Origin of the sequence: Nocardia mangyaensis (assembly GCF_001886715.1) — a bacterium.
GTDB classification, from domain to species: domain Bacteria; phylum Actinomycetota; class Actinomycetes; order Mycobacteriales; family Mycobacteriaceae; genus Nocardia; species Nocardia mangyaensis.
Map to the genome: position 1 here is coordinate 5,346,261 of NZ_CP018082.1, position 19,370 is coordinate 5,365,630.

Consider the following 19,370-nt stretch of genomic DNA (forward strand, 5'->3'; position numbering starts at 1 on the left):
GGCGCGGAACACCACGGGCCCTCGCGACGTTGCACAACGCGTGACTGAAGCAACCCCTGATCTGACGATGTACTCGACCACCTGGTGCGGCTACTGCCGCCGTCTCAGGACCCAGCTCGACGAGGCGGGCATCACCTACACGGTGATCGACATCGAGGACGACCCCGCTTCGGCCGAGTTCGTCGGCAGTGTCAACAACGGCAACCACGTCGTCCCGACCATCAAGTTCCGCGACGGCTCCACCGCCACCAACCCGTCCCTGGCCGCGGTCAAGAAGGCGCTGGCAGCCCAAGCCTGATCCGGGCCGACGACTTGCCCCTACAACTCAGCCCAGGATTCGATGATCGTTCGCGCGATCGAAATGGATCCTGGGACCAGGAGTCGGGCGCCGGTTTCCCGGGCAGTCCAGTCGCCTAGTCGCAGGGCCGCGCGGACCTCGTCGCGGGTGAACCAGTGCGCTTCGGCGATCTCGCCGTCGGAGAACACCAGTTCCTGGGAGGGGTCGCCGACAGCGGCGAAGCCGAGCATGAGCGAGCGCGGAAACGGCCAGGGCTGGCTGCCGAGGTAGTGGATGTCGCGCAGGTCGACGCCGACCTCTTCGCGGACCTCGCGCTCCACGCAGTGCTCGAGCGATTCGCCCGCCTCCACGAAACCGGCCAACAGCGAGAACATCGTCGCGGGCCACGCCTGCTGACGGGCCAGCAGCACCCGGTCGGCGCCGTCGTGGACCAGGCAGATCACGGCGGGGTCGATCCGCGGGAACTCCTCGTCACCGGTCGCTGTCCGCCGCGACCAACCGCCGCGCGCGGTGGTGGTCGTGGTGCCGTCGCCGCCGTGATAGCCGGCGCGGTCGTGCCAGTTGAGCAGCGCGTACGCGGTGGCGAGCAGATCGGCGGTGAAATCGTCGACGCCGCCGAGCGTGCGCAGGTCCTTCAGCGTGCCGTCCAGCTCTGGAGTTCGCACCGCCCACAGGTGACTCTCCTCGGCGACACCGACGAAAACCGCGCCCTCACCAGGCTGTTCGGCGATGGTGACCGCCGCATCGAGAACGACGCCGCTCTCGGTGACCCGGACCCGTCCGCGCGCGTCGACGCGCAGGATCTTCGCCTTGCTCCACCCTTCGCGCAGGGCGTCGGGATCGAGCCGGACGTGCTCGGCGCGATCGATGATGGAACGTGACAGCAGCGGTACGTCTTTCAGCCGGAAGGACACCTCCCGAGCCTAACCGGTCCACTGTGCGCGCGAACCGCCGATCACTTGCCGGTGCGCCGGATGTAGAGCAGTTTGTCGCCGGATTCGAGCGCGTCGACCGAGGGTTCACCGACTCGGATCAGTTCACCGGCGCGCACCACTCCCAAGACGATTTCCCGGAGATGCCGCGGCGAACCGCCGATCTCGCCCGGCTCGACCTCGCGTTCGGCGACGGCGAAGCCCTGCTCAGGGGTGAGCAGGTCCTCCATCATCTCCACGACTGTCGGCGTGGTGGTGGCGATGCCCAGCAGTCTGCCCGCGGTCTCCGAGGAAACGACCACCGAATCGGCGCCGGACTGCCGGACCAGGTGGGTGTTCTCCGACTCCCGGATGGCGACGACGATCTTGGCCGACTTGTTGAGTTCGCGCGCGGTGAGGGTCACCAGCACCGCGGTATCGTCGCGATTGGTGGCCACGACCACCGAGGCCGCGCGCTGCACGCCGGTCAGTCGCAGCACATCGGACTTGGTCGCCGAGCCGTGCACGGTGACCAGCCCGGCGGCCTCGGCGGCCTCCAGGGCGAGTTGGTCGGTGTCGACGACGACGATGTCGGACTGCTTCACTCCGTCGCCGATCATGGCGTCGATCGCGGTGCGTCCCTTGGTGCCGTAGCCGACGACGACGGTGTGATTGCGCACGGTGTGCCTCCATCGCTGAATCTTGAACGCCTGCCGGGACCGTTCGGTGAGCACGCTGAGAGTGGTGCCGACGAGCACGATCAGGAACAGAATGCGCAGGGGAGTGATGATGATGGTGTTCGCCAGCCGCGCGGACGGCGTCAGCGGGGCGATGTCGCCGTAGCCGGTGGTCGAGAGCGAGACCGTGGCGTAGTAGAGCGCGTCGAGGTAGGTCAACTCGGCATCGGTGGAGTTGCTGTATCCGTCGCGGCCGATGTAGACCACGGTCGCCGCGGTGAACAACAGCGCCGTCGCGAACAGGACGCGGCGAGCGAGTGAGATCCACGGACTGGTTTGCACCACGGGGATCCGCAGCAGCCCGACCAGCGAGTAGTCGGGCCTGGTGTTCAGCCCGACCGGGCTACGCGGGTCACCGAACATCGCCCTCTCCTGTGTTGTTCTGGCGGCTGGCGCCGCGGGTTCTCGGCCTGTTCCCTCGATCTCCCTCCCGGCGGGCACTCCTTCGCCGCACCCGGAAGGTCAGTTCGGATCGAGGCGGCCGAGAACCGTGGGGACCGTCGACTTCGTGCCGTCGGCGCATTGAGGTTACCGGCCGTTTCGGGTTGGGGTGGTGTCGGCTCATCGAACATCCGGTGGTGTCGTTTCCTCGTTTTCCGGGGCGGCGTCACGGATGAGGTCGGCCAGCTCGTCGGGACCTGCCAGGTCGGTGGGGGCGATGGTGCGACCGGAGCGGATGTAGTGGAAGGCGGCGCCCACTCTGCGCAGCACCCGGTCCTCGGGTTCGCCGGTGTGGGCCGCCATCAGGCGGGCCCAGGCGAGGCGGTAGACGGCGAGCTGGACGGCGACGGCGGGTTCGTCGGCGGGGCCGGGTTCGGCGCCGGTCTTCCAGTCGACCACGATCCAGCGGCCACCGGGTTCGGCGAACACGGCGTCCATGCGGCCGCGAATCACGGTGCCGGCGATGGTGGTCTCGAACGGGACCTCGACATCGATGGGGTTGCGATGTGCCCACGGCGAGCGCCGGAACGCCGTCTGCATGGCGGCCAGTTCCTGATCGGCGCGGCCCAGCTCGGCGGTGCTGTCGGCGGCGCCGGGCAGTTCGTCGAGGCCGAGCAGCCGGTCGGTGCCGAACCAGGACTGCACCCAGGCGTGGAAGGCGGTGCCGCGCCGGGCCATCGGATTCGGTGGGTACGGCAGCGGGCGGCGCAGACGCGCGGCCAGGCGGGTGGGATCGGCGCGCAGCTCGACCAGGGCGGTGGCGGGGAGCTGGCCGGGCAGTTCCACCTGCTGTTCGGCGAGTTCGGCGGCGGTGAACTCGGCGAGCAGGGCGTCGACGTCGTTCGCCCAGCCCTCGGGGTCTTCGTCCTCGTCGTCCGCAGCCGGATCGGCTGGGCCACCGCGCAATTGTTCGAGCGCCTCGCGAACCAGCGCGGCACCCTGTTCGATGGGATCGCGACGGCCACCGAGCGGGTCCCGAGGCCACTGGGCGGTCGGCGGATTGTCGGCGAAGGGGTTCACGGCGTCCGGTGGCGGCGTGTCGTCCCAGCGGGCGATGGTGGCGACGCCGTAGGCGTCGCTGCCGGGGTCCTCGTTCGCCTGCTTCAGTTCGAGCAGGAATTCCGACGGACCCTTCGGCGAGGTCCCGGTCTCGGGCCAGTGGTAGGCCGACACCAGCAGTACCCGTTCGGTTCTGGTGAGCGCCACGTAGAACAGCCGTCGTTCCTCGTCGAGCCTGCGGCTCTTGAGCGCGTTCTTGTGCTCGGCGAGCGCGTGTTCGAGTTCGGCGCGATCGCCGACGTGGGTGAGGTCGAGCACCGGAACACCCTCGGCGGCGTCGGGTTGGGCACGGTCGCCGCGCAGAGTGGTCGGCAGTTCGGCGAGCGCGCCGAGCCAGGTGCTCAGCGCGGTGGTCGAGGGGAACACCGTCGCGCTCACGTGCGGGACCGCGACGACCTCCCATTCCAGCCCCTTGGCGGCATGCACGGTGAGCACCTGCACGCGGTCGCGCGCGACCTCGACTTCGCCTGGCTCCAAACCGTTCTCCACGGATTCGGCGGCGGTGAAGAAGGCGAGCAGACCGCTCAGCGAAGCACGGGAATCGGCCGCGTAGCCGGCCACCACCTCGGCGAAGGCGTCGAGGTGTTCGCGCCCGGCGCCGCCGCCCGCGATGGCCCGACGAGTCTGGGTTTCCACGCCGACCCCGATGGTGCGCTCGACATCGGCGACGAGTTCGACCAACGGCTGACCACTGCGTTCCCGCAGTGCGGCCAGCTCCGCGCTCAGCGCGACGATGCGCGCGTATCCGGCCTCCGAATACTGTTCCGGCGCACCGGGATCGGCGATGGCGTCGGCCAGCCCCGCCCGCTCGGTGGGTTCGGGCGCGACCTCCCGTAGCGCACTCGCCAGGCCCGCGGCGTCGGTGATCGCGGCCGAGGCGTCCCCGGACACACTCCCGATCGACAGCATTCGCGCCCGCTTGGCCAGCGCCGCCAGATCCGCCACCCCGATCCGCCACCGCGCCCCGGTGAGAATCCGCACCGCGGCGCTACCGGTCCCCGGTTCGGCGATCAGCCGCAACGTGGCGACGACATCGGCCACCTCCGGCGTCGCCAACAGCCCACCGAGCCCGACGATCTCCACCGGCAGCCCCTGCTCACGCAGCGCCTCGGCCAGGGGCGCGGCATCGGCATTGCGCCGGATCAGCACCGCGGAGGTGGGCGGCGGATTCTCCTCTTCCCGCGCGAGCGCCCACTCCCGCGCGATCCGCTCCGCGATCCAGTCCCGCTCCTGCGCAACGGTCTCGGTGAGCGCGAACTCCACGACTCCGGCATGCGCCTCGGGTTTCGCCCGCAAGGCGTCCACGGTCGCACCACCCGCGGCCCGTGCACGCAGACGCAGAGGATCGGCCACCAGATTCGCCAGTGCCAACGCTTCCGGCGGATTCCGCCAGCTGGTCAGCAGCGGCAAGATCGGCGCGGGAACGCCTGGGGCGGTCGGGAAATCGGTGGCGAAGCGCGGCAGATTCGCCGCGGATGCCCCCCGCCATCCGTAGATGGACTGCATCGGATCGCCGACCGCGGTCACTGCCAACGCGGTGGCACCACCGCCTGCTTCAGCGCGTTCACCGCCGCCCATGTCGCCGCCACCATGCTCCTCGCCCCGGCTACCGTCGCGGGCGGCCGCCGCATCGTCGGACCGTCCCGCGACCGCACCACCTCCGGCGCGATGTCCGACGGTGCGCTCCCGACGGTCGGCAACACCATGTCCCAGCACGAGCTCCGACTCCGCGGCAGAACCCGATTGTCGTTCTTCCTCCAGCGCCCAGAGCGCGTCCGCCTGAGACGCCGGAGTGGTCGGCGCGGTGACTCGAACCCGGACCGGGGGGCGGGGGCCGGCCTGATGGACCGCGTCGGCGTCGCCGAACAAGGCCGACAGCAGGACGCGTTGGGCGTGGCCGGTGTCCTGGTATTCGTCGAGGAGGACCAGCGTGAAGCGGGCGCGTTCGGCGGCGGCGACTTCGGGGTGGTCGACGGCCAGGCGGGCGGCCAGCGACATCTGGGAGCCGAAATCCAGCGCGCCACGGCGGTTCAGGGCTTCGGCGAGTTGGTGGACCAGGGGTAGCAGCGCCACACGCTCGCGCTGCGCGGCCACTACGTTCTGCAGGGCCTGGCTGGGCCCACCACGCTGACGTGGCCCGGCGGGCAGCGTGTACACCAGTTTCTCCAGCTCGGCGTGCGCCTCGGCCAGCTGTTCGGGCTCCACCAGGTGTTCGGCGAGCTGTCCGGCCAGGGCGAGCACCGCTTCGGTCACCGAGACGGGGGTGCGGTCGGTGTCGAGGTCGCCGTCCCAGGAGCGCACCACCTCGTGCGCGAGCTGCCACAGCTGGGTCTGGGTGAGCAGCGCCGCCGAGGGTTCGACCGGCAGTAGCAGCCCGTGCGCGGTGAGCAGTCGGCCCGCGTAGGAGTGATAGGTGCTGATCTCGGGTTCGGCACCCACGATCAGCGTCCGCAGCGCGCCGCTCGGGTCGACCTCGCGCAGCAGCGGCGCACCGGCCAGCCGGGCGAGGCGGGTGCGGATGCGGGCGGTCAGCTGCTGGGCGGCCTTGCGCGTGAAGGTGAGGCCGAGGACCTCGTCGGGGGCGACGAGCTGATTGGCCACCATCCACACCACACGCGCGGCCATGGTCTCGGTCTTTCCCGCGCCCGCACCCGCGACCACCAGGGTCGGTCCGGGCGGCGCCGCGATGACGGCCGCCTGCTCATCGGTCGGTGGGGGCAGACCGAGCGCGTCGGCCAACCGTTGCGGGGTGACGCGCACGCCGCTCACTCGTCGGTCACCTGCCGTCCGGTGTCGCGCACCGGGCAACTGCCCGCGACCGGACAGTGCCTGCACCCGTCGTTACGCACGGCCAGATAGCCGGGCCCCTTGGTCGCGTCGGCGGCATCGTGGATCGTCTCGCGCCACTGCTCGAGCCCTTCGTCGTCGAGCGGGGTCTGGGCACGTTCGGTGGCGCCGGTCTTGTTGTGCGGCTTGGCGACATACACCAGTCGCGCCCCACCGGGATCGGCCACCGGCGTCGCGTCGTCGGCTTCCTCGTCGAGGGCGCCGTGGGCGGCCGCCACCTGGTAGGTCGCCAGCTGGGCGTGGTCGTCGACGGCCTTCGCGGCGACCGGCGTCTTGCCGGTCTTCACGTCGACGATCACGAACCGCCCCCGCGCATCCCGCTCGAGCCGGTCGATCCGCCCTCGGATGCGCACGCCGCGCGCACCCTCGGATCGCGGCGGCAACACACAGTCCACCGGCACCTCGACGCCGGCCTGGGTGAGTTCACCGCGGGTCGTGCGCACCCACGCGAGAAAGGTCTCCAGCATGGTCTCGGTGCGCCGCAGTTCCTGGCGCGAATGCCAGCCGGTGGCCGGATCGACGGTCTTCCAGGCTTGATCGAGCGCGGCGCGCACCTGCGCCTCGGGCACATCACCCGCGAGCGCCTGCACCAGCGTGTGCACGAGATTGCCCTTCACCGCATGCGGATTGTCGCCGTCGGTGCCACCGTGCCGTTCCAGCGCCCAGCGCAGCGGACAGGTGCGCAGCAGCTCGACCGTCGACGGGGACAGCCCGATCGGGGAATCGTCGTCGTCCCACAGTTCCCGCTCCGAGCTGAGCGCGGCGGTGCCGTACCAGTCGCCGGGGTCGGTACCGGGCACGCCCGCCTCGGCGAGCCGGGCCAGCTGACGCGCCGCCCGGTCGCGCCGCCGCGGATCGGTGCCGGGATCGCAGACCACACCGCGCAATTCGGCGACCAGCGCGTGCATCACCAGCGCGCGACCGGGATCGGCGACCGGCAGTGCCCCCGGTTCACCGGTGTCGTCGTCGCCCAGCAGTTCGGTGAGGAATCGCGAGGGCACCAGATCCTGGTCACCCGCGGCCGATTCCACGGCGGTGACCAGCAGCGAGCGCCGCGCCCGGCTGCAGGCGACGAGCAGCAGCCTGCGTTCCTCGGCCAGGATCGGCGCGGCCCGGCTCGTCGTCGCTCCCGGATCGACCCCGGCGACCAGGTCGACGAGCTCCTCGGTGTGCAGCAGGGTTCCCCTGGCGCGCGGGTTGGGCCAGATGCCCTCCTGGACGGCGGCCACCGCCACCACATCCCATTCCCGGCCCGCCGCCGCGTGCGCGCTGAGCAGCGACACCGCCTCGCCCTCGGCGGTCAGCGGCCTGCCCTGCTGCGGAATCTGCTGGTGCAGCAGGTACTCGACGAAACCCTCGATACTCGCCTTCGGCAACCGGTCGACATATCCCGCTGCGGCGTCGAACAATTCGACCGCCGCGTCGAGATCGCGATCGGCCTGCATTCCCGCCGCACCCCCGCGCCGCGACTGCCGGAACCAGCGCCGTTCCAGCCGGGAACTCGTCCACAACGTCCACAGCACGTCCTCGAGCCCCTGCCCTCTGGACTGGGTCTGACGCGCCTTCTCCACCGCGCGCAGCACGCGTCGCAGTGGCGCGGCCTCGATCTCGGTGAGCCCGTCGAGCAGCCGGTCCTCACCGATGCCGACGATCAGATCGCGCAGGACCTCGGCCGAGGACTGGTCGATCAGCGGCACCGCGGGTGGTTCCGGCTCGAAACGCATCGGTTCGGCGACAAGCGCCGCCGCGGCGGGTATCTCGGTGTCGAGGAGCTCGACATCGTCCGGGATGCGTTCGGCGACATCCCAATCGGGTTCGGGCTCCGGGCGCAGCGGGTCCGGAGGCAGCCACTCGTCCTGGATCGGTTCCGGTTCCAGCTCCAGCGTTTCCGGCGGCGACTCCCCCCACAGCAGGAACTGGTCGGTGCCGTCGGCAGACGGATCGGCGGCGGCCAGCGCACCAGTGCGTTCCAGATCCAGCACGCTGCGGCGCACGCCGCGACGCAGGCGGCGCAAGGCGATCTGATCGGCACCACCGAGCGGCCCGGCCAGCAGATCCATCGCATCATCCGGCGAGAACACCGCGTCGATCGCCCGCCGCGACCCCGGCCGCGACGGATCCCCCGCCAGCAACACCCGCAGCGCGAGCACCATCCACGCCGCCCCCCGCCGCCGCGCCAGCGGTTCGGCCACCGCGGGCCTGCGCACCGGCACCCCGGCCGCCAGCAACGCCCGCCGCAACGGCGCCAACGACAACGGCACCGACCGCACGATCACCGCCATCGCCGCCCACGGCACCCCGTCGGTGAGATGCGCCCGCCGCAGATGATCAGCGATCAGCGCCGCCTCTTTGGCCGGTGTCGACAGCACCCGAACCCGCACACTCGCTTCGTCACCGCGATCACTCGACTCGGCAGTGGTTGCGTCAGTGGACAACTCGTCGCCGGAGCGATCGGAGGACGGCGACCGGAGTTCGCCGGGCCCCTCGGCTGCGCGATCGGAGGCCGCGGAGCCCGAGCCGAACAGGGAATGCTCGTCGTCGGGAGAGATTGCCGGCACCGCGCCCACCCCGCGGGAACCTGCGAAGTCCACCACCTCGGCGGGTTCCGGCGAACGATTCTGCTGGCCTGGCAGCACCCGATGACGCGCACTACCGGGCAGCCGAGCGGCGATGCGAGCGGTGGTGAGGCGGATCGGCGCACCACCGCGGTGGTTGTGGCGCAGGATGATCCGGCGTTGCGGCACCGTGTCGAGATCGGTGAGGAAGTGGGTGTCGGCGCCACGGAAGGTGAACACCGCCTGGTCGGGGTCGCCGGTGATCACGGCGCTCGCGCTGCCGCTGCCGATGGCGCGGACCAGGATGGCGGCCTGCGGGTCCAGGTGTTGGGCGTCGTCGACCAGCAGGTAGCGAATGCGGTCGCGCTCGGCGGCGAGCAGGTTGCGGTCACCGGCGAGCGCGTCCAGGGCGGCACCGACGAGTTCGGCGGCGTCGAGCGCGGGCGCGGTGGCCTCGGGCGCGGTGACACCGACCGACCAGCGCAGCATCGATGCCTCTTCATAGCGCTGGAAGAACCGGCCCGCCGCCACCCAGGCGTCGTTGTCGTGTTCGCGCCCGAGCGCCATCAGATCCTCGGGCCCGAGACCGCGTTCGGTGGCGCGCAGCATCAGGTCGCGCAGTTGTTCGGCGAACCCGCCCAGCGCCAGCGCGGGCTGTAGTCGAGGTGGCCACAGGCCGCGCGCGCCCGCCTCGATGTCGGCGAGGTCGCCGCGCAGCATCTCGCGCAGCACCGCGTCCTGTTCGGCGCCGGTGAGCAGGCGTGGAGGCGGGTTGCCGTGCAGCTCGGCATGACGGCGCAGCACCGAGAACGCGTAGGAGTGCAGGGTGCGCACCATGGGTTCGCGACTCGCGCCGGGGATACCACCGGAGCGCGGACCGAGCTGGTGGGTGATCGCGTCGCGCAGCGCGGCGGCGGCGTGCTTGGTGTGGGTGAGGACCAGGACCGAGGCGGGGTCGGCACCGCCGGCCACCCGCGCGCAGACCAGGTCGACGAGCAGCGCGGTCTTACCGGTGCCGGGCCCGCCGAGCACCTGCCAGGGCAGCCAGCCGGGCCGAGGCGGCGCGGGCTGGGCCTGCTCGGCGAACAGGGCGCGAACAGCAGCGCCCCAGGCCCGCGGCCGGGGCGCCCGCGTCGTCCGGCGCACGAGTCGCACCGAGCTATCCGATCGCACCACATCGGCTATTGCAACAGACCAGTACGACACCCCGGCGCTCCCCTACCGGGCCGCGCGCTGCGCGACCCCGCGCGACCGGCCACAATGACAGGTGTGTCGTCGCTTCATGTGCACCGGTTCGGCCCCGCCGACGGTCCCGTCGTCCTCGCCCTGCACGGTCTGACCGGCCACGGCAACCGGTGGGAGAACCTCGCCACCGAGCACCTGCCGCAGGCCCACGTGCTCGCCCCCGACCTGCGCGGACACGGCCGTTCCCCCGCACTGCCGCCGTGGGATCTCGAGACGATCGCCGAGGATCTGGCCGAGCTGTTGCGCACCGAGACCGCGGGCCCGGTCGTGGTGGCCGGACACTCCTTCGGCGGCGCCGCGGGCATCCACCTCGCCCGGCGGAATCCGGAGCTGGTGCGGGCACTGGTGCTGCTCGATCCCGCGATCGGCATCGACGCGAAGCTGATCGAGCAGATCGCCATCGCCAATCTCGCCTCCCCCGACTACACCGATCTCGCCGAAGCCAGGTCCGACAAGCAGGCCAGCGCGTGGGGCCCTGGCGAGGTGGACCCCGCGATCCTGGAACGCGAACTCGCCGAGCACCTCGTACCCACCGAAGGCGGCCGGGTCGGCTGGCGGATCTTCCAGCCCGCGATCACCTCCTACTGGGGTCAGCTGGCGCGCCCGTTCGTCCTGCCGCCCGCCGACCTGCCGACCGTGCTCGTGCGGGCCGCCAAGGTACAGCCGCCGTACGTGACCGCCGAGTTCCGCGCCGCGCTCGCCGAACACCTCGGCGACCGGTTCACAGCCCACGACTGGGACTGCGACCACATGGTCGCCCAGGCCCGCCCGGCCGAGACCGCCGCCCTGATCGCGGCGGTGCTGTAGGCCGATGGCGGCGACCACGGAGGAACAGGTCGAGCGGGTCCGCGCGCTGGTGGCCGCCATTCCGCCCGGTCGCGTCGCCACCTACGGCGACATCGCCGCCGCCGCGGGGCTGTCCTCCCCGCGCACCGTCGGCTGGATCATGCGTACCGACTCCGCCGATCTCCCCTGGCACCGCGTCCTCGGCGCCTCGGGCCGCCCCGCCGCCCACCTCGCCACCCGCCAACTCCGGCTCCTCACCGAGGAAGGCGTCCCGATCATCGACGGCCGCGTAGACCTCCGCACCGCCCGCCTCTGACCTGCCACATCGCACCGGCAAACACGTCTCGACTCCGCCCCTGCTTTCCGGAGGGTCTGGTGATCAACCCTGCCACCAGGAGCAACGCCGGCTCTGTACCGACCGGGTGCCCGAGCATCCGCGTCACGTCCCACTAGCATGACTTTCGTGTCAGCTACCGTGCGCCGAATCAGCCGATGACCACCGTCGACGCGATCGTGCTCGCGGGGGGTCGAGCGAGCCGGATGGGCGGGGTGGACAAGCCCGCGATCATGGTCGGGGGTCGGTCGATGCTCGACGCGGCGCTGGCCGCGGTGGGTGACTGCGCGCGAATCGTGGTCGTCGGACCGCGTCGGCCAGAGCTGGACGCCCGGATCGAGCAGGTCCGCGAGGTGCCGCCGGGGTCTGGCCCGGTAGCCGCGATCGGCAGCGGTCTGCGCGCGCTCGGCCCGAACGCGGCGCCGTGGATCGTGGTGCTCGCCGCCGACCTGCCGTTCCTCACCGAGGACACCGTCGGCGAATTGTCCCGGCACGCCACCGAATCCACGGCGGACGCGGTGTTCGCGATCGACGCGTCGGGACGCCCACAATACCTGGTCGGCATCTGGCGTCGCGCCGCACTCGAAAGCGCACTGGGACAATTGGATTCGCTGGTCAATCAGCCGATGAAGGCGATCATGCCCACCGAGACCGCCGTGCTCGAACTACCGGGCACCAGCGACTGCGACACCGAGGAACAGGTCCACTCGGCCCGCGTCACGATGGCCGCCGACCGCACCGCCGCGCGCCTGAACCTCACCGAGGCAAGAGAACTCATCGTTTCCGGCCTCACCCCGCTGGCAGCCCACGACGCCGAGTTCGGCGAGGTCACCGGTGCCGCCTTGGCCGCGCCGATCCACGCCGCGGGCGCGCTGCCCCGCTTCGACGTCTCGGCCATGGACGGTTACGCCGTCCGCGGTGACGGCCCGTGGCGGCTGCGGCGCGACATCGGCTTCGCGGGCGGGGCGCGCCCGGCCGGCCTACTCTCCGGCGAGGCGGTGCGGATCGCCACCGGCGCGCACGTCCCCGACGGCACCACCTCGGTCCTGCGTGACGAGTTCGCCGCCATCACCGGCGACGAACTCTCCCGCCGCCCCGACACTCCGATTCGCGGCGATGTCCGCCGCAGCGGCGAGGACCGCCGCGTCGGTGACCTCATCGCCCCCGCGGGCACGCCGGTCACCGCGGCGCTGCGCTCGGCCGCCGCCTCGGTGGAGGTCACCGCGGGACTGGTCCGCGGTCCGGTGCGAGCCCGCATCGTGATGACCGGCGACGAGATCCGCAGCACCGGCCCCCTGCAGGCCGGCCAGACCCGCGACTCGATCGGCCCCGTCCTGCCCGATCTGCTCACCCGCCTCGGCGTGCAGATCCTCGACACCGTCCACCTGCGCGACTCCGCCCACGGGTTCGACGACATGCTCACCGCCACCGATGGTTTCGACCTGCTGGTCGTCGTCGGCGCGACCGGTGGCGGGGCGGCCGACCAGTTGCGCACCGCCCTGGCCCGCACCGAAGCCCGCGTCCTGGTCCCCAGACTCGCACTGCGTCCGGGAGGTTCGACAATCGTCGCCGAACTCCCCACCAGCCCAACAGTTCTCGGACTACCGGGGAACCCTTTCGCCGCGATCGCGGTACTCCTGGCCCTCACCCCCGCCATCGTCGCCGGACGCACCGCGGCGCCCGCACCGCGTCGCGTCCTCGGCCCCCTGCACAACGCGGCCGAGATCGCGGGGCCGGTCCAGCGGATCACCCCGGCTCGCTACGCCCCCGAGGGCGGCTGGCTCGGCGACGCCGTGGTGCGCACCGCCCACCTGGCCGGTCTCATCGACCGTGACGGCCTGGTGATCGTCCCGGCCGACGCCACCGACGCGACCATCGTCGAATTCCTGCCGCTACCGGCCTGAATTGCCAATTTCTCCGACAATTCACGCTCGGGAAAAACCTGCCCGCGAATTCATCGAATCATTGTGGACACGCCGTTGCGCGGCCGGTCGGCACATTATTTTCGCCGACCCTCTTCCCGAGCGCATTCGCGCTGGTTATCGTTGGCGCGTTAGGCGAATCACTATCCCTCGGAAAGGACCGTGTGGAGATGGCTGACAAGTCGAAGAAGACGCCTAAGAAAATGCCCAAGCAGATGCCGCGCCAGCAACAGGAACAGCGGCAGCAGCAGGGCGAGGAATCGCCAGGAATGCCGCGAGCGGGCCAGGACGATCGGCGCGAACCACGCCGACCCGGCCATCACTGATCCACGCGTGTCGACGAGCCGCCGGTACCCCTACCGGCGGCTCGTCCACGTTGTGCCCCGACTGTCCGCAGCGCGTTCGCCACGGTTTCGGCCCGTCCCCGGCGAGCCGTCGTCGGATCGGGAGCGGATACCGCGTCGAGCAGGCCAGCTGCTCCCCGATCGCGGCGGCGACATCGCGCCGTGGATCGGCCGACGCGCTCACACCCTGACGCACCAGCGCGACACTCCTTGTGCGGGTCCGATACCGTTTACCAGCCACAAACCCCCGCAAGAAGGACACGCTCATGGACGACAGCTCCCTGATCTGGGACGACGGTGCGCTGGTCACCATCGACCAGCGCGAGCTGCCGCACGAGGTGCGTGAGCTGCGGCTGCACACTGTCGACGAGATCATCGACGCCATCGCGACCCTGGCCATCCGTGGTGCGCCGGCGATCGGGATCGCGGGGGCCTTCGGTGTGGTCATCGCGACCAGGGCGCACACGGTTGACGGTGTGGTCGACGAAGCCGCCGTGGGGGCCGAGGCGGACCGGATCGCGGCAGCCCGGCCGACCGCGGTCAACCTGGCCTGGGCGGTGCAGCGGGTGCGCGGGCGCATCGCCGACGGTGCGGACGCGGTACTGGCCGAGACCCTGGACATGCTCGCCGAGGACGGCCGGGTCAACCGCGCCGCCGCCACCCACGCCGCCGACCTGGTGCAGCGACTGTGCGGCGACCGGCCGCTGCGCCTGCTCACGCACTGCAACACCGGCCGCCTGGCCACCAGCGCGTTCGGGACGGCGATCGGGACGCTGCGGGTGCTGCACGAGCGTGGTGTGGTCACCGATGCGCTCGTCGGCGAGACCCGTCCGCTGCTGCAGGGTGCCCGGTTGACGGCGTGGGAGCTGGCCGAGGCGGGTATCCCGCACCGCCTGACCATCGATTCCGCCGCCGCCTGGGCGATGGCCACCGGCCAGGTCGACGCCGTCCTGGTCGGCGCCGACCGCATCACCGCCAACGGCGATGTCGCCAACAAGATCGGCACTTTCCCCCTGGCCCTGGCCGCCCGCCACCATGGCATCCCGTTCATCGTGGTGGCCCCGGAATCCACCCGCGACGCCGCGATGGCGACCGGCGCGCAGATCGTGGTGGAACAGCGGCCCGCCGCCGAGGTCACCGGATTCGGCACCGTCTCGACCGCACCCGCGGGCACTCCGGTGTTCAACCCCGCCTTCGACGTGACACCCGCCGACCTGGTCACTGCGGTGGTCACGGAAAACGGTGTGGCCTACCGGAATTCGGACGAATTCACCGAGCACGGCCGCTTCGCTCGGGCGGACCCGGCCGAGGCCACCGACCCCAGGGGCTCGACGGGGCCGCCCGAGCAGGGGCGGGCGATCGCCGCGGTGGCCCGCCAGCTCTACGGGCGGGGGTGGATGCCGGGGACCGCGGGCAACATCTCGATGCGAAGGGGCGCGGATGCGCTGATCACCGCCAGCGGGCTCTCCAAAGGTGAACTGAGCGGGCACGATACGGTGCTCGTCACCGTAGCCGGCACGGTGACTCATCCTGGCCAGAGCCGTAAGCCCTCCGCGGAGGCCAGCATTCACACCGCCGTCTACCGCACCACCGGTGCGGGCGCGGTGGTGCACGTCCACTCACCGTTCGCGACGGCCCTCGCCACCACCGCCGACCAGCCCGGCGAGACCGTGACCACGCTGCGGATCAGCGGTTACGAACTGCTCAAAGGCTTCGGCCTGGCCGACCCGTCGTCGGTCCAGGTCCCCCGCTTCCCGAACTGGCCCGACGTCGCGCGCATCGGCACCGACATCGAGACCCACCTGCGCGAGAACCCCACCGCCCCACCGATTCTGTTCATCACCGGACACGGCATCACCACCTGGGGCGACACGCTGTCCCAGGCGCGGGATCGCGCCGAATGCCTGGAAGCCCTGTGCGAGTTGATCACCCGTACCGGACGCACCGATGCCACGCCCCTCGAGATCGGACCGACATGACCCTGCTGCAAGTGATGGCCGCCGACAATGCCGCCGAGGTCCGGGTACGGACCACCGACCCCGCCGAGATCGGCGCCGAGCTGGCCAGACACGGCATCGAGTTCTCCCGCTGGGACGTCCGCACCGACGCCGCCACGGATTCGGCGACCCTGCTGGCCCACTACGGCCCGCAGATCGCCGAGCTCAACGCCTCGGGCCGCTACGAACACATCGACGTCGCCCGCATCCACCCCGACGACGACAACCCGGACTGGCCCGCCACCGCCGCGGGCGCGCGGGCCAAGTTCCTCGACGAGCACCGCCACGCCGAGGACGAGGTACGCTTCTTCGCCGCCGGGCGCGGCTGCTTCTATCTGCACCTCGACGATGCCGTGCTGGCCACGGTCTGCGAGGCGGGCGATCTGCTCTCGGTGCCCGCGGGCACCCTGCACTGGTTCGACATGGGCACCCGCCCCGATTTCATCGCCATCCGCTTCTTCGAGGAGGCCGACGGCTGGATCGGCGACTTCACCGGCGACAAGATCAGCGCGGGCTTCCCCACCCTGGACGAACTGCTCACCGCCTCGTGACCCGCGCGATCGTCCTCGACATCGAGGGCACCACCAGCCCCACCGACGCGGTGCGCACCGATCTGTACGGCTACACCTCGGCGCACCTGCCCGCCTGGCTCGCCGAGAACACCGGCGGCGCGGCCGATTCCGTCCTCGCGGCCACCCGCGAACTCGCCGGGGAGCCCGACGCGGGCCCCGACCGTGTCGCCGAGATCCTGCGCGGCTGGCTGGAATCCGACGTGAAGGCCGAACCCCTCAAGGCCGCCCAGGGCGCGATCTGCGCCCAGGGTTTCCGCGCGGGCGCCCTGCACGGCCGCTTCTTCGACGATGTGGCGCCGGCCCTGACGACCTGGCACAAGGCCGGGTTCGGGCTCTACGTCTATTCCTCGGGATCCGAACGCAACCAACGCGATTGGTTCACCTTCGCCGAGCACGGCGACCTCTCCGGGCTGATCACCGAACACTTCGACCTGGTCACCGCGGGCCCCAAGCGCGAGGCCGCCTCCTACGACCTCATCGCCGACCGTATCGGCCTGCCCGCCGCGCAGATCCTGTTCCTGTCCGACCACCCGGACGAACTCGATGCGGCCGGGGCGGCGGGCTGGCGGGCAGTCGGTGTGCACCGCCCGGGGGAACCGCAGTCGCCACGGCCACCGCACCGATGGATCAGCTCGTTCGCGCAGCTAGAGCTCGAGCGCTGATCCGCCGATGCGGTGCCGCGTCGGCTCGGGTCAGGAGCTGACCGAAGCCTTTTCGCGCTCGGACTGTGGCTCGTAGGTCTCCCAGAACGTGGCGTTGACGATCCCGAGCTCCTTCGGATCGAAGACCGGGTCCTTGCCCGCCTTCTTCTGCCGCTCGTAGTCGCGCAGCGCCTTGAAGGCGGGCTGCTGGATGATCAGGATGCCGAGGATGTTGAGCCAGGCCATCAGACCGACCCCGATATCGCCCAGCGTCCACGCATCGCTCGCGGTCGAGACCGCGCCCATCGCGACCGAGACCAGGATGAGTGCCTGCAGGACCAGGGTGGTGTTGCTACCGACCGTGCCGCGAATCACCGGCACCTGCACGGGCGCGTACTTGCCGATCAGGAAACGCAGGTTCGTGTCCGCCATGTAGTAGTAGGCGATGATCGTGGTCAAGCAGAAGAAGCCCAGCGAGACCGCGACGAACGACGAACCGAATCCACCCCAGAGGGTGTCGACCGCGTGCTGCGCGTACGCGGGGCCGACCACGACGTCCGAGGGCAGCATGCCGCCGTCGGACAGGACAGCACCGGAGGCCGACTCGCCCTCGAAGACGCGGTAGGCGCCGGTCGACAGGATCAGGAAACCGGTCGCGGTGCAGATGAACAGCGTGTCGATGTACACCGCGAAGGCCTGGACGAGGCCCTGCTTGGCCGGGTGGGAGACCTCGGCCGCGGCGGCCGCGTGCGGGCCGGTGCCCTGTCCGGCCTCATTGGAGTAGACGCCGCGTTTGACGCCCCACATGACGGCCGCGCCGATGATGGCGCCGAAAGCGGCGTCGGCGCCGACCGCGCTGCGCATGATCAGCGCGAACGTGTCGGGCAGCTGGGACGCGTTCGCGAAAACGATGACCAGGGCGAGCAGAATGTAGACGACCGCCATGAAGGGGACGACGACCGACGCGAACGCCGCGATGCGCTTGACCCCGCCGATGATCACGAACGCGAGCACGATCACCGCGCCGAGAGCCACCGCCCATTCCTGGACTCCCCAGGCCTGGTGCATCGCCGCGGCCATCGAGTTGGCCTGGACACTGGGCATCAGCAGGCCGCAGGCCAGCACGGTGACCGCGGCGAAGAGGACGCCATAGACCTTGAACAGCGGCGCGGCCTTGGTGTGCGCCATCGCCGTGCTGAAGTAGTAGGCGGGGCCGCCTCGATACTCACCGGTGAGGCGATCGCGAGTCTTGTAGACCTGGCCGAGCGTGCATTCGACAAAGGAGGTCGACGCACCGAGGAAGGCGACGACCCACATCCAGAACAGCGCGCCCGGCCCGCCGAACGCGATCGCGGTGGCGACGCCGGCGATATTGCCGGTGCCGACGCGGCCCGACAGCGACATGGCCAGGGCCTGGAACGACGAGACACCCGCCGCTGACTTCTGACCGCGCAGCAGCAGCCGGACCATCTCCGGGACCTGTCGGATCTGGACGAACCTCGACCGGATCGAGAAGTAGAGCCCCGCGGCCAAACACAGATAGATCAACGAGTTACTCCAGATGTAACCGTTGATCGTGGTCAAGAAGTCAGCCACCGCTCGTGCTCCCTCATTCCAGGTCGATGTCGGCAGCCATGCTCTCACGCTCGATAACCGTCGGATAACTGATTGCGTAACGTTCTTGTTAGCTGCGGTAACAGATCGCGGCGCGCCGACGAGCTAGTCCTCACGGACCCCCAGGTAGTACTGGATGTGCCCCGGGTGGATGACGGAGTCGAGCCGGAAGAGCTGGACATCGACGGTGTAGTGCTCGCCGGTGCGCAGGTCACACAGGCGCATGGCGGTGTGGTCACGGCCATAGACGGTGTCGCCGTCGTCCCAGATGCGGCGGAAATCGGGGTACTCGGCGAGTTCGGCCAAGAGCTCGGTGGCCCAGGTACCGCCGCCCTGCTGGCCGATCAGCCCGCGCAGCCAGTGCACGGTGAGCGCGGATTCGCGCTCCCATTCCACCATCACCTTGCGCGAGAGCGGATTGCCGAAGAACCAGCGCAGGATGTTGACGTCGTCGATCAGGCCGGGAAAAGCGAGGTGATACGACTCGTTGCCCGCGAGCACGTTCCAGCGGATGTCGACATAGGCGGCCAGATCGGGTTCCTGCAGGGTGAGGGTGCGCCGCATCTCGTCGGTGATCTCGGCCCGCAGGTCCTCGACGGTCGGGTTGTCGGCGGGGGCGAGCCCGGCCAGATCGAACAGGTGTCGGCGCTCGATCTCGGTCACCGGGCCGATCCGGTCGAGATAGCGCACGAGCGCCTCGACGACGGCCAGGGTCGGGCGGTCCCGGTCTCCGCTTTCCAGGTGGGTGATGTAGCTCGTGCTGACCCCGGCCGCGAAGGCCAGCTTCTCGCGCGAGATCCGCCGGTCGTCACGCAGCCGCCGCAGCAACCCGCCGAGCGTCGGCGGTCGCGGTGGCCCGTCGGCCCCGTCCGGCGATGACTTCGGTGGCAACCCAACCCCTCCCTGTCTGCAGGGCACCATCTTCGGTGACATTTCCGTATCGAACGCGACGCCGACCGGAAAAGATGCGGTTTCTTTATCTTGACACCACGACATGCGCATCGGTTAACGACAGGCAAACAATGGATCGTCGGAGACTGCGCGAACCGCCACAATGTCACCGAAAG

At 70.6% G+C, this 19,370-nt stretch carries 14 protein-coding genes; 8 read left to right on the forward strand and 6 right to left on the reverse strand.

Features of this window, described 5'->3' with window-relative positions; translation table 11 throughout:
* The first annotated feature begins 67 nt into the window (after nt 1–67).
* The gene (locus BOX37_RS24345) at nt 68–298 is read left to right on the forward strand and encodes a mycoredoxin (RefSeq protein WP_071929661.1); all 231 of its coding nucleotides are present in this window, start codon (nt 68–70) and stop codon (nt 296–298) included.
* 20 nt (nt 299–318) lie between these two features.
* On the opposite strand, the gene nudC is transcribed toward BOX37_RS24345, so the two are convergent.
* From nudC to BOX37_RS33455, 4 genes are all read right to left on the reverse strand, one after another.
* Complete coding sequence (gene nudC / locus BOX37_RS24350) at nt 319–1,212, reverse strand: NAD(+) diphosphatase (RefSeq protein ID WP_071929662.1); 894 nt, start codon at nt 1,210–1,212, stop codon at nt 319–321.
* Between the two features lie 41 nt (nt 1,213–1,253).
* Nucleotides 1,254–2,309: a potassium channel family protein gene (locus BOX37_RS24355; protein ID WP_071929663.1), complete on the reverse strand. Its 1,056-nt coding sequence runs from the start codon at nt 2,307–2,309 to the stop codon at nt 1,254–1,256.
* 198 nt (nt 2,310–2,507) lie between these two features.
* Nucleotides 2,508–6,215: an ATP-dependent helicase gene (locus BOX37_RS24360; protein WP_071929664.1), complete on the reverse strand. Its 3,708-nt coding sequence runs from the start codon at nt 6,213–6,215 to the stop codon at nt 2,508–2,510.
* Complete coding sequence (locus BOX37_RS33455; protein WP_084760998.1) at nt 6,212–9,994, reverse strand: ATP-dependent helicase; 3,783 nt, start codon at nt 9,992–9,994, stop codon at nt 6,212–6,214. The genes BOX37_RS24360 and BOX37_RS33455 overlap by 4 nt, the downstream gene beginning before the upstream one ends.
* Nucleotides 9,995–10,108: 114 nt before the next feature.
* Here BOX37_RS33455 and BOX37_RS24375 point away from each other — a divergent pair, with 114 nt between their 5' ends.
* The 7 genes from BOX37_RS24375 to mtnC all read left to right on the forward strand — a co-directional run bounded on the left by BOX37_RS24375 (nt 10,109) and on the right by mtnC (nt 16,710).
* Nucleotides 10,109–10,900: an alpha/beta fold hydrolase gene (locus BOX37_RS24375; protein ID WP_071929665.1), complete on the forward strand. Its 792-nt coding sequence runs from the start codon at nt 10,109–10,111 to the stop codon at nt 10,898–10,900.
* Between the two features lie 4 nt (nt 10,901–10,904).
* Entirely contained in the window at nt 10,905–11,195 is a 291-nt protein-coding gene (locus tag BOX37_RS24380) for an MGMT family protein (protein WP_071929666.1), read from the forward strand.
* Nucleotides 11,196–11,371: 176 nt separating this feature from the next.
* Nucleotides 11,372–13,117, forward strand: coding sequence for an NTP transferase domain-containing protein (locus BOX37_RS24385; protein WP_071929667.1), 1,746 nt, complete (start codon nt 11,372–11,374; stop codon nt 13,115–13,117).
* A 188-nt stretch (nt 13,118–13,305) separates the two neighbouring features.
* Complete coding sequence (locus BOX37_RS34310) at nt 13,306–13,461, forward strand: hypothetical protein (protein WP_156910525.1); 156 nt, start codon at nt 13,306–13,308, stop codon at nt 13,459–13,461.
* Nucleotides 13,462–13,745: 284 nt separating this feature from the next.
* A complete protein-coding gene (locus BOX37_RS24395; protein WP_071929669.1) occupies nt 13,746–15,458 on the forward strand; it encodes a bifunctional S-methyl-5-thioribose-1-phosphate isomerase/methylthioribulose 1-phosphate dehydratase in 1,713 nt (570 codons plus the stop codon).
* Nucleotides 15,455–16,027 carry a 1,2-dihydroxy-3-keto-5-methylthiopentene dioxygenase gene (locus tag BOX37_RS24400; RefSeq protein ID WP_071929670.1) on the forward strand — a complete coding sequence of 191 codons (573 nt, stop codon included), beginning with the start codon at nt 15,455–15,457 and terminating at the stop codon, nt 16,025–16,027. The genes BOX37_RS24395 and BOX37_RS24400 overlap by 4 nt, the downstream gene beginning before the upstream one ends.
* Nucleotides 16,024–16,710, forward strand: a complete 687-nt coding sequence (mtnC, locus tag BOX37_RS24405) for an acireductone synthase (RefSeq protein WP_071929671.1) — start codon at nt 16,024–16,026, stop codon at nt 16,708–16,710. The genes BOX37_RS24400 and mtnC overlap by 4 nt, the downstream gene beginning before the upstream one ends.
* A gap of 30 nt (nt 16,711–16,740) precedes the next feature.
* Here the strand turns inward: mtnC and BOX37_RS24410 are convergent, their stop codons facing one another.
* Nucleotides 16,741–18,285: an alanine/glycine:cation symporter family protein gene (locus BOX37_RS24410; protein ID WP_071929672.1), complete on the reverse strand. Its 1,545-nt coding sequence runs from the start codon at nt 18,283–18,285 to the stop codon at nt 16,741–16,743.
* A gap of 123 nt (nt 18,286–18,408) precedes the next feature.
* Nucleotides 18,409–19,194: a helix-turn-helix transcriptional regulator gene (locus tag BOX37_RS24415; RefSeq protein ID WP_240505036.1), complete on the reverse strand. Its 786-nt coding sequence runs from the start codon at nt 19,192–19,194 to the stop codon at nt 18,409–18,411.
* Nucleotides 19,195–19,370: the final 176 nt, after the last annotated feature.

What these genes read in the sequence shown, in the direction of transcription:
- BOX37_RS24355 (WP_071929663.1), bottom strand. Translation starts at nt 2,309, where the DNA reads ATGTTCGGTGACCCGCGTAGCCCGGTCGGGCTGAACACCAGGCCCGAC.
- BOX37_RS24385 (WP_071929667.1), top strand. Translation starts at nt 11,372, where the DNA reads ATGACCACCGTCGACGCGATCGTGCTCGCGGGGGGTCGAGCGAGCCGG.
- BOX37_RS24400 (WP_071929670.1), top strand. Translation starts at nt 15,455, where the DNA reads ATGACCCTGCTGCAAGTGATGGCCGCCGACAATGCCGCCGAGGTCCGG.
- BOX37_RS34310 (WP_156910525.1), top strand. Translation starts at nt 13,306, where the DNA reads ATGGCTGACAAGTCGAAGAAGACGCCTAAGAAAATGCCCAAGCAGATG.
- BOX37_RS24345 (WP_071929661.1), top strand. Translation starts at nt 68, where the DNA reads ATGTACTCGACCACCTGGTGCGGCTACTGCCGCCGTCTCAGGACCCAG.
- BOX37_RS24395 (WP_071929669.1), top strand. Translation starts at nt 13,746, where the DNA reads ATGGACGACAGCTCCCTGATCTGGGACGACGGTGCGCTGGTCACCATC.
- BOX37_RS24380 (WP_071929666.1), top strand. Translation starts at nt 10,905, where the DNA reads ATGGCGGCGACCACGGAGGAACAGGTCGAGCGGGTCCGCGCGCTGGTG.
- BOX37_RS24375 (WP_071929665.1), top strand. Translation starts at nt 10,109, where the DNA reads ATGACAGGTGTGTCGTCGCTTCATGTGCACCGGTTCGGCCCCGCCGAC.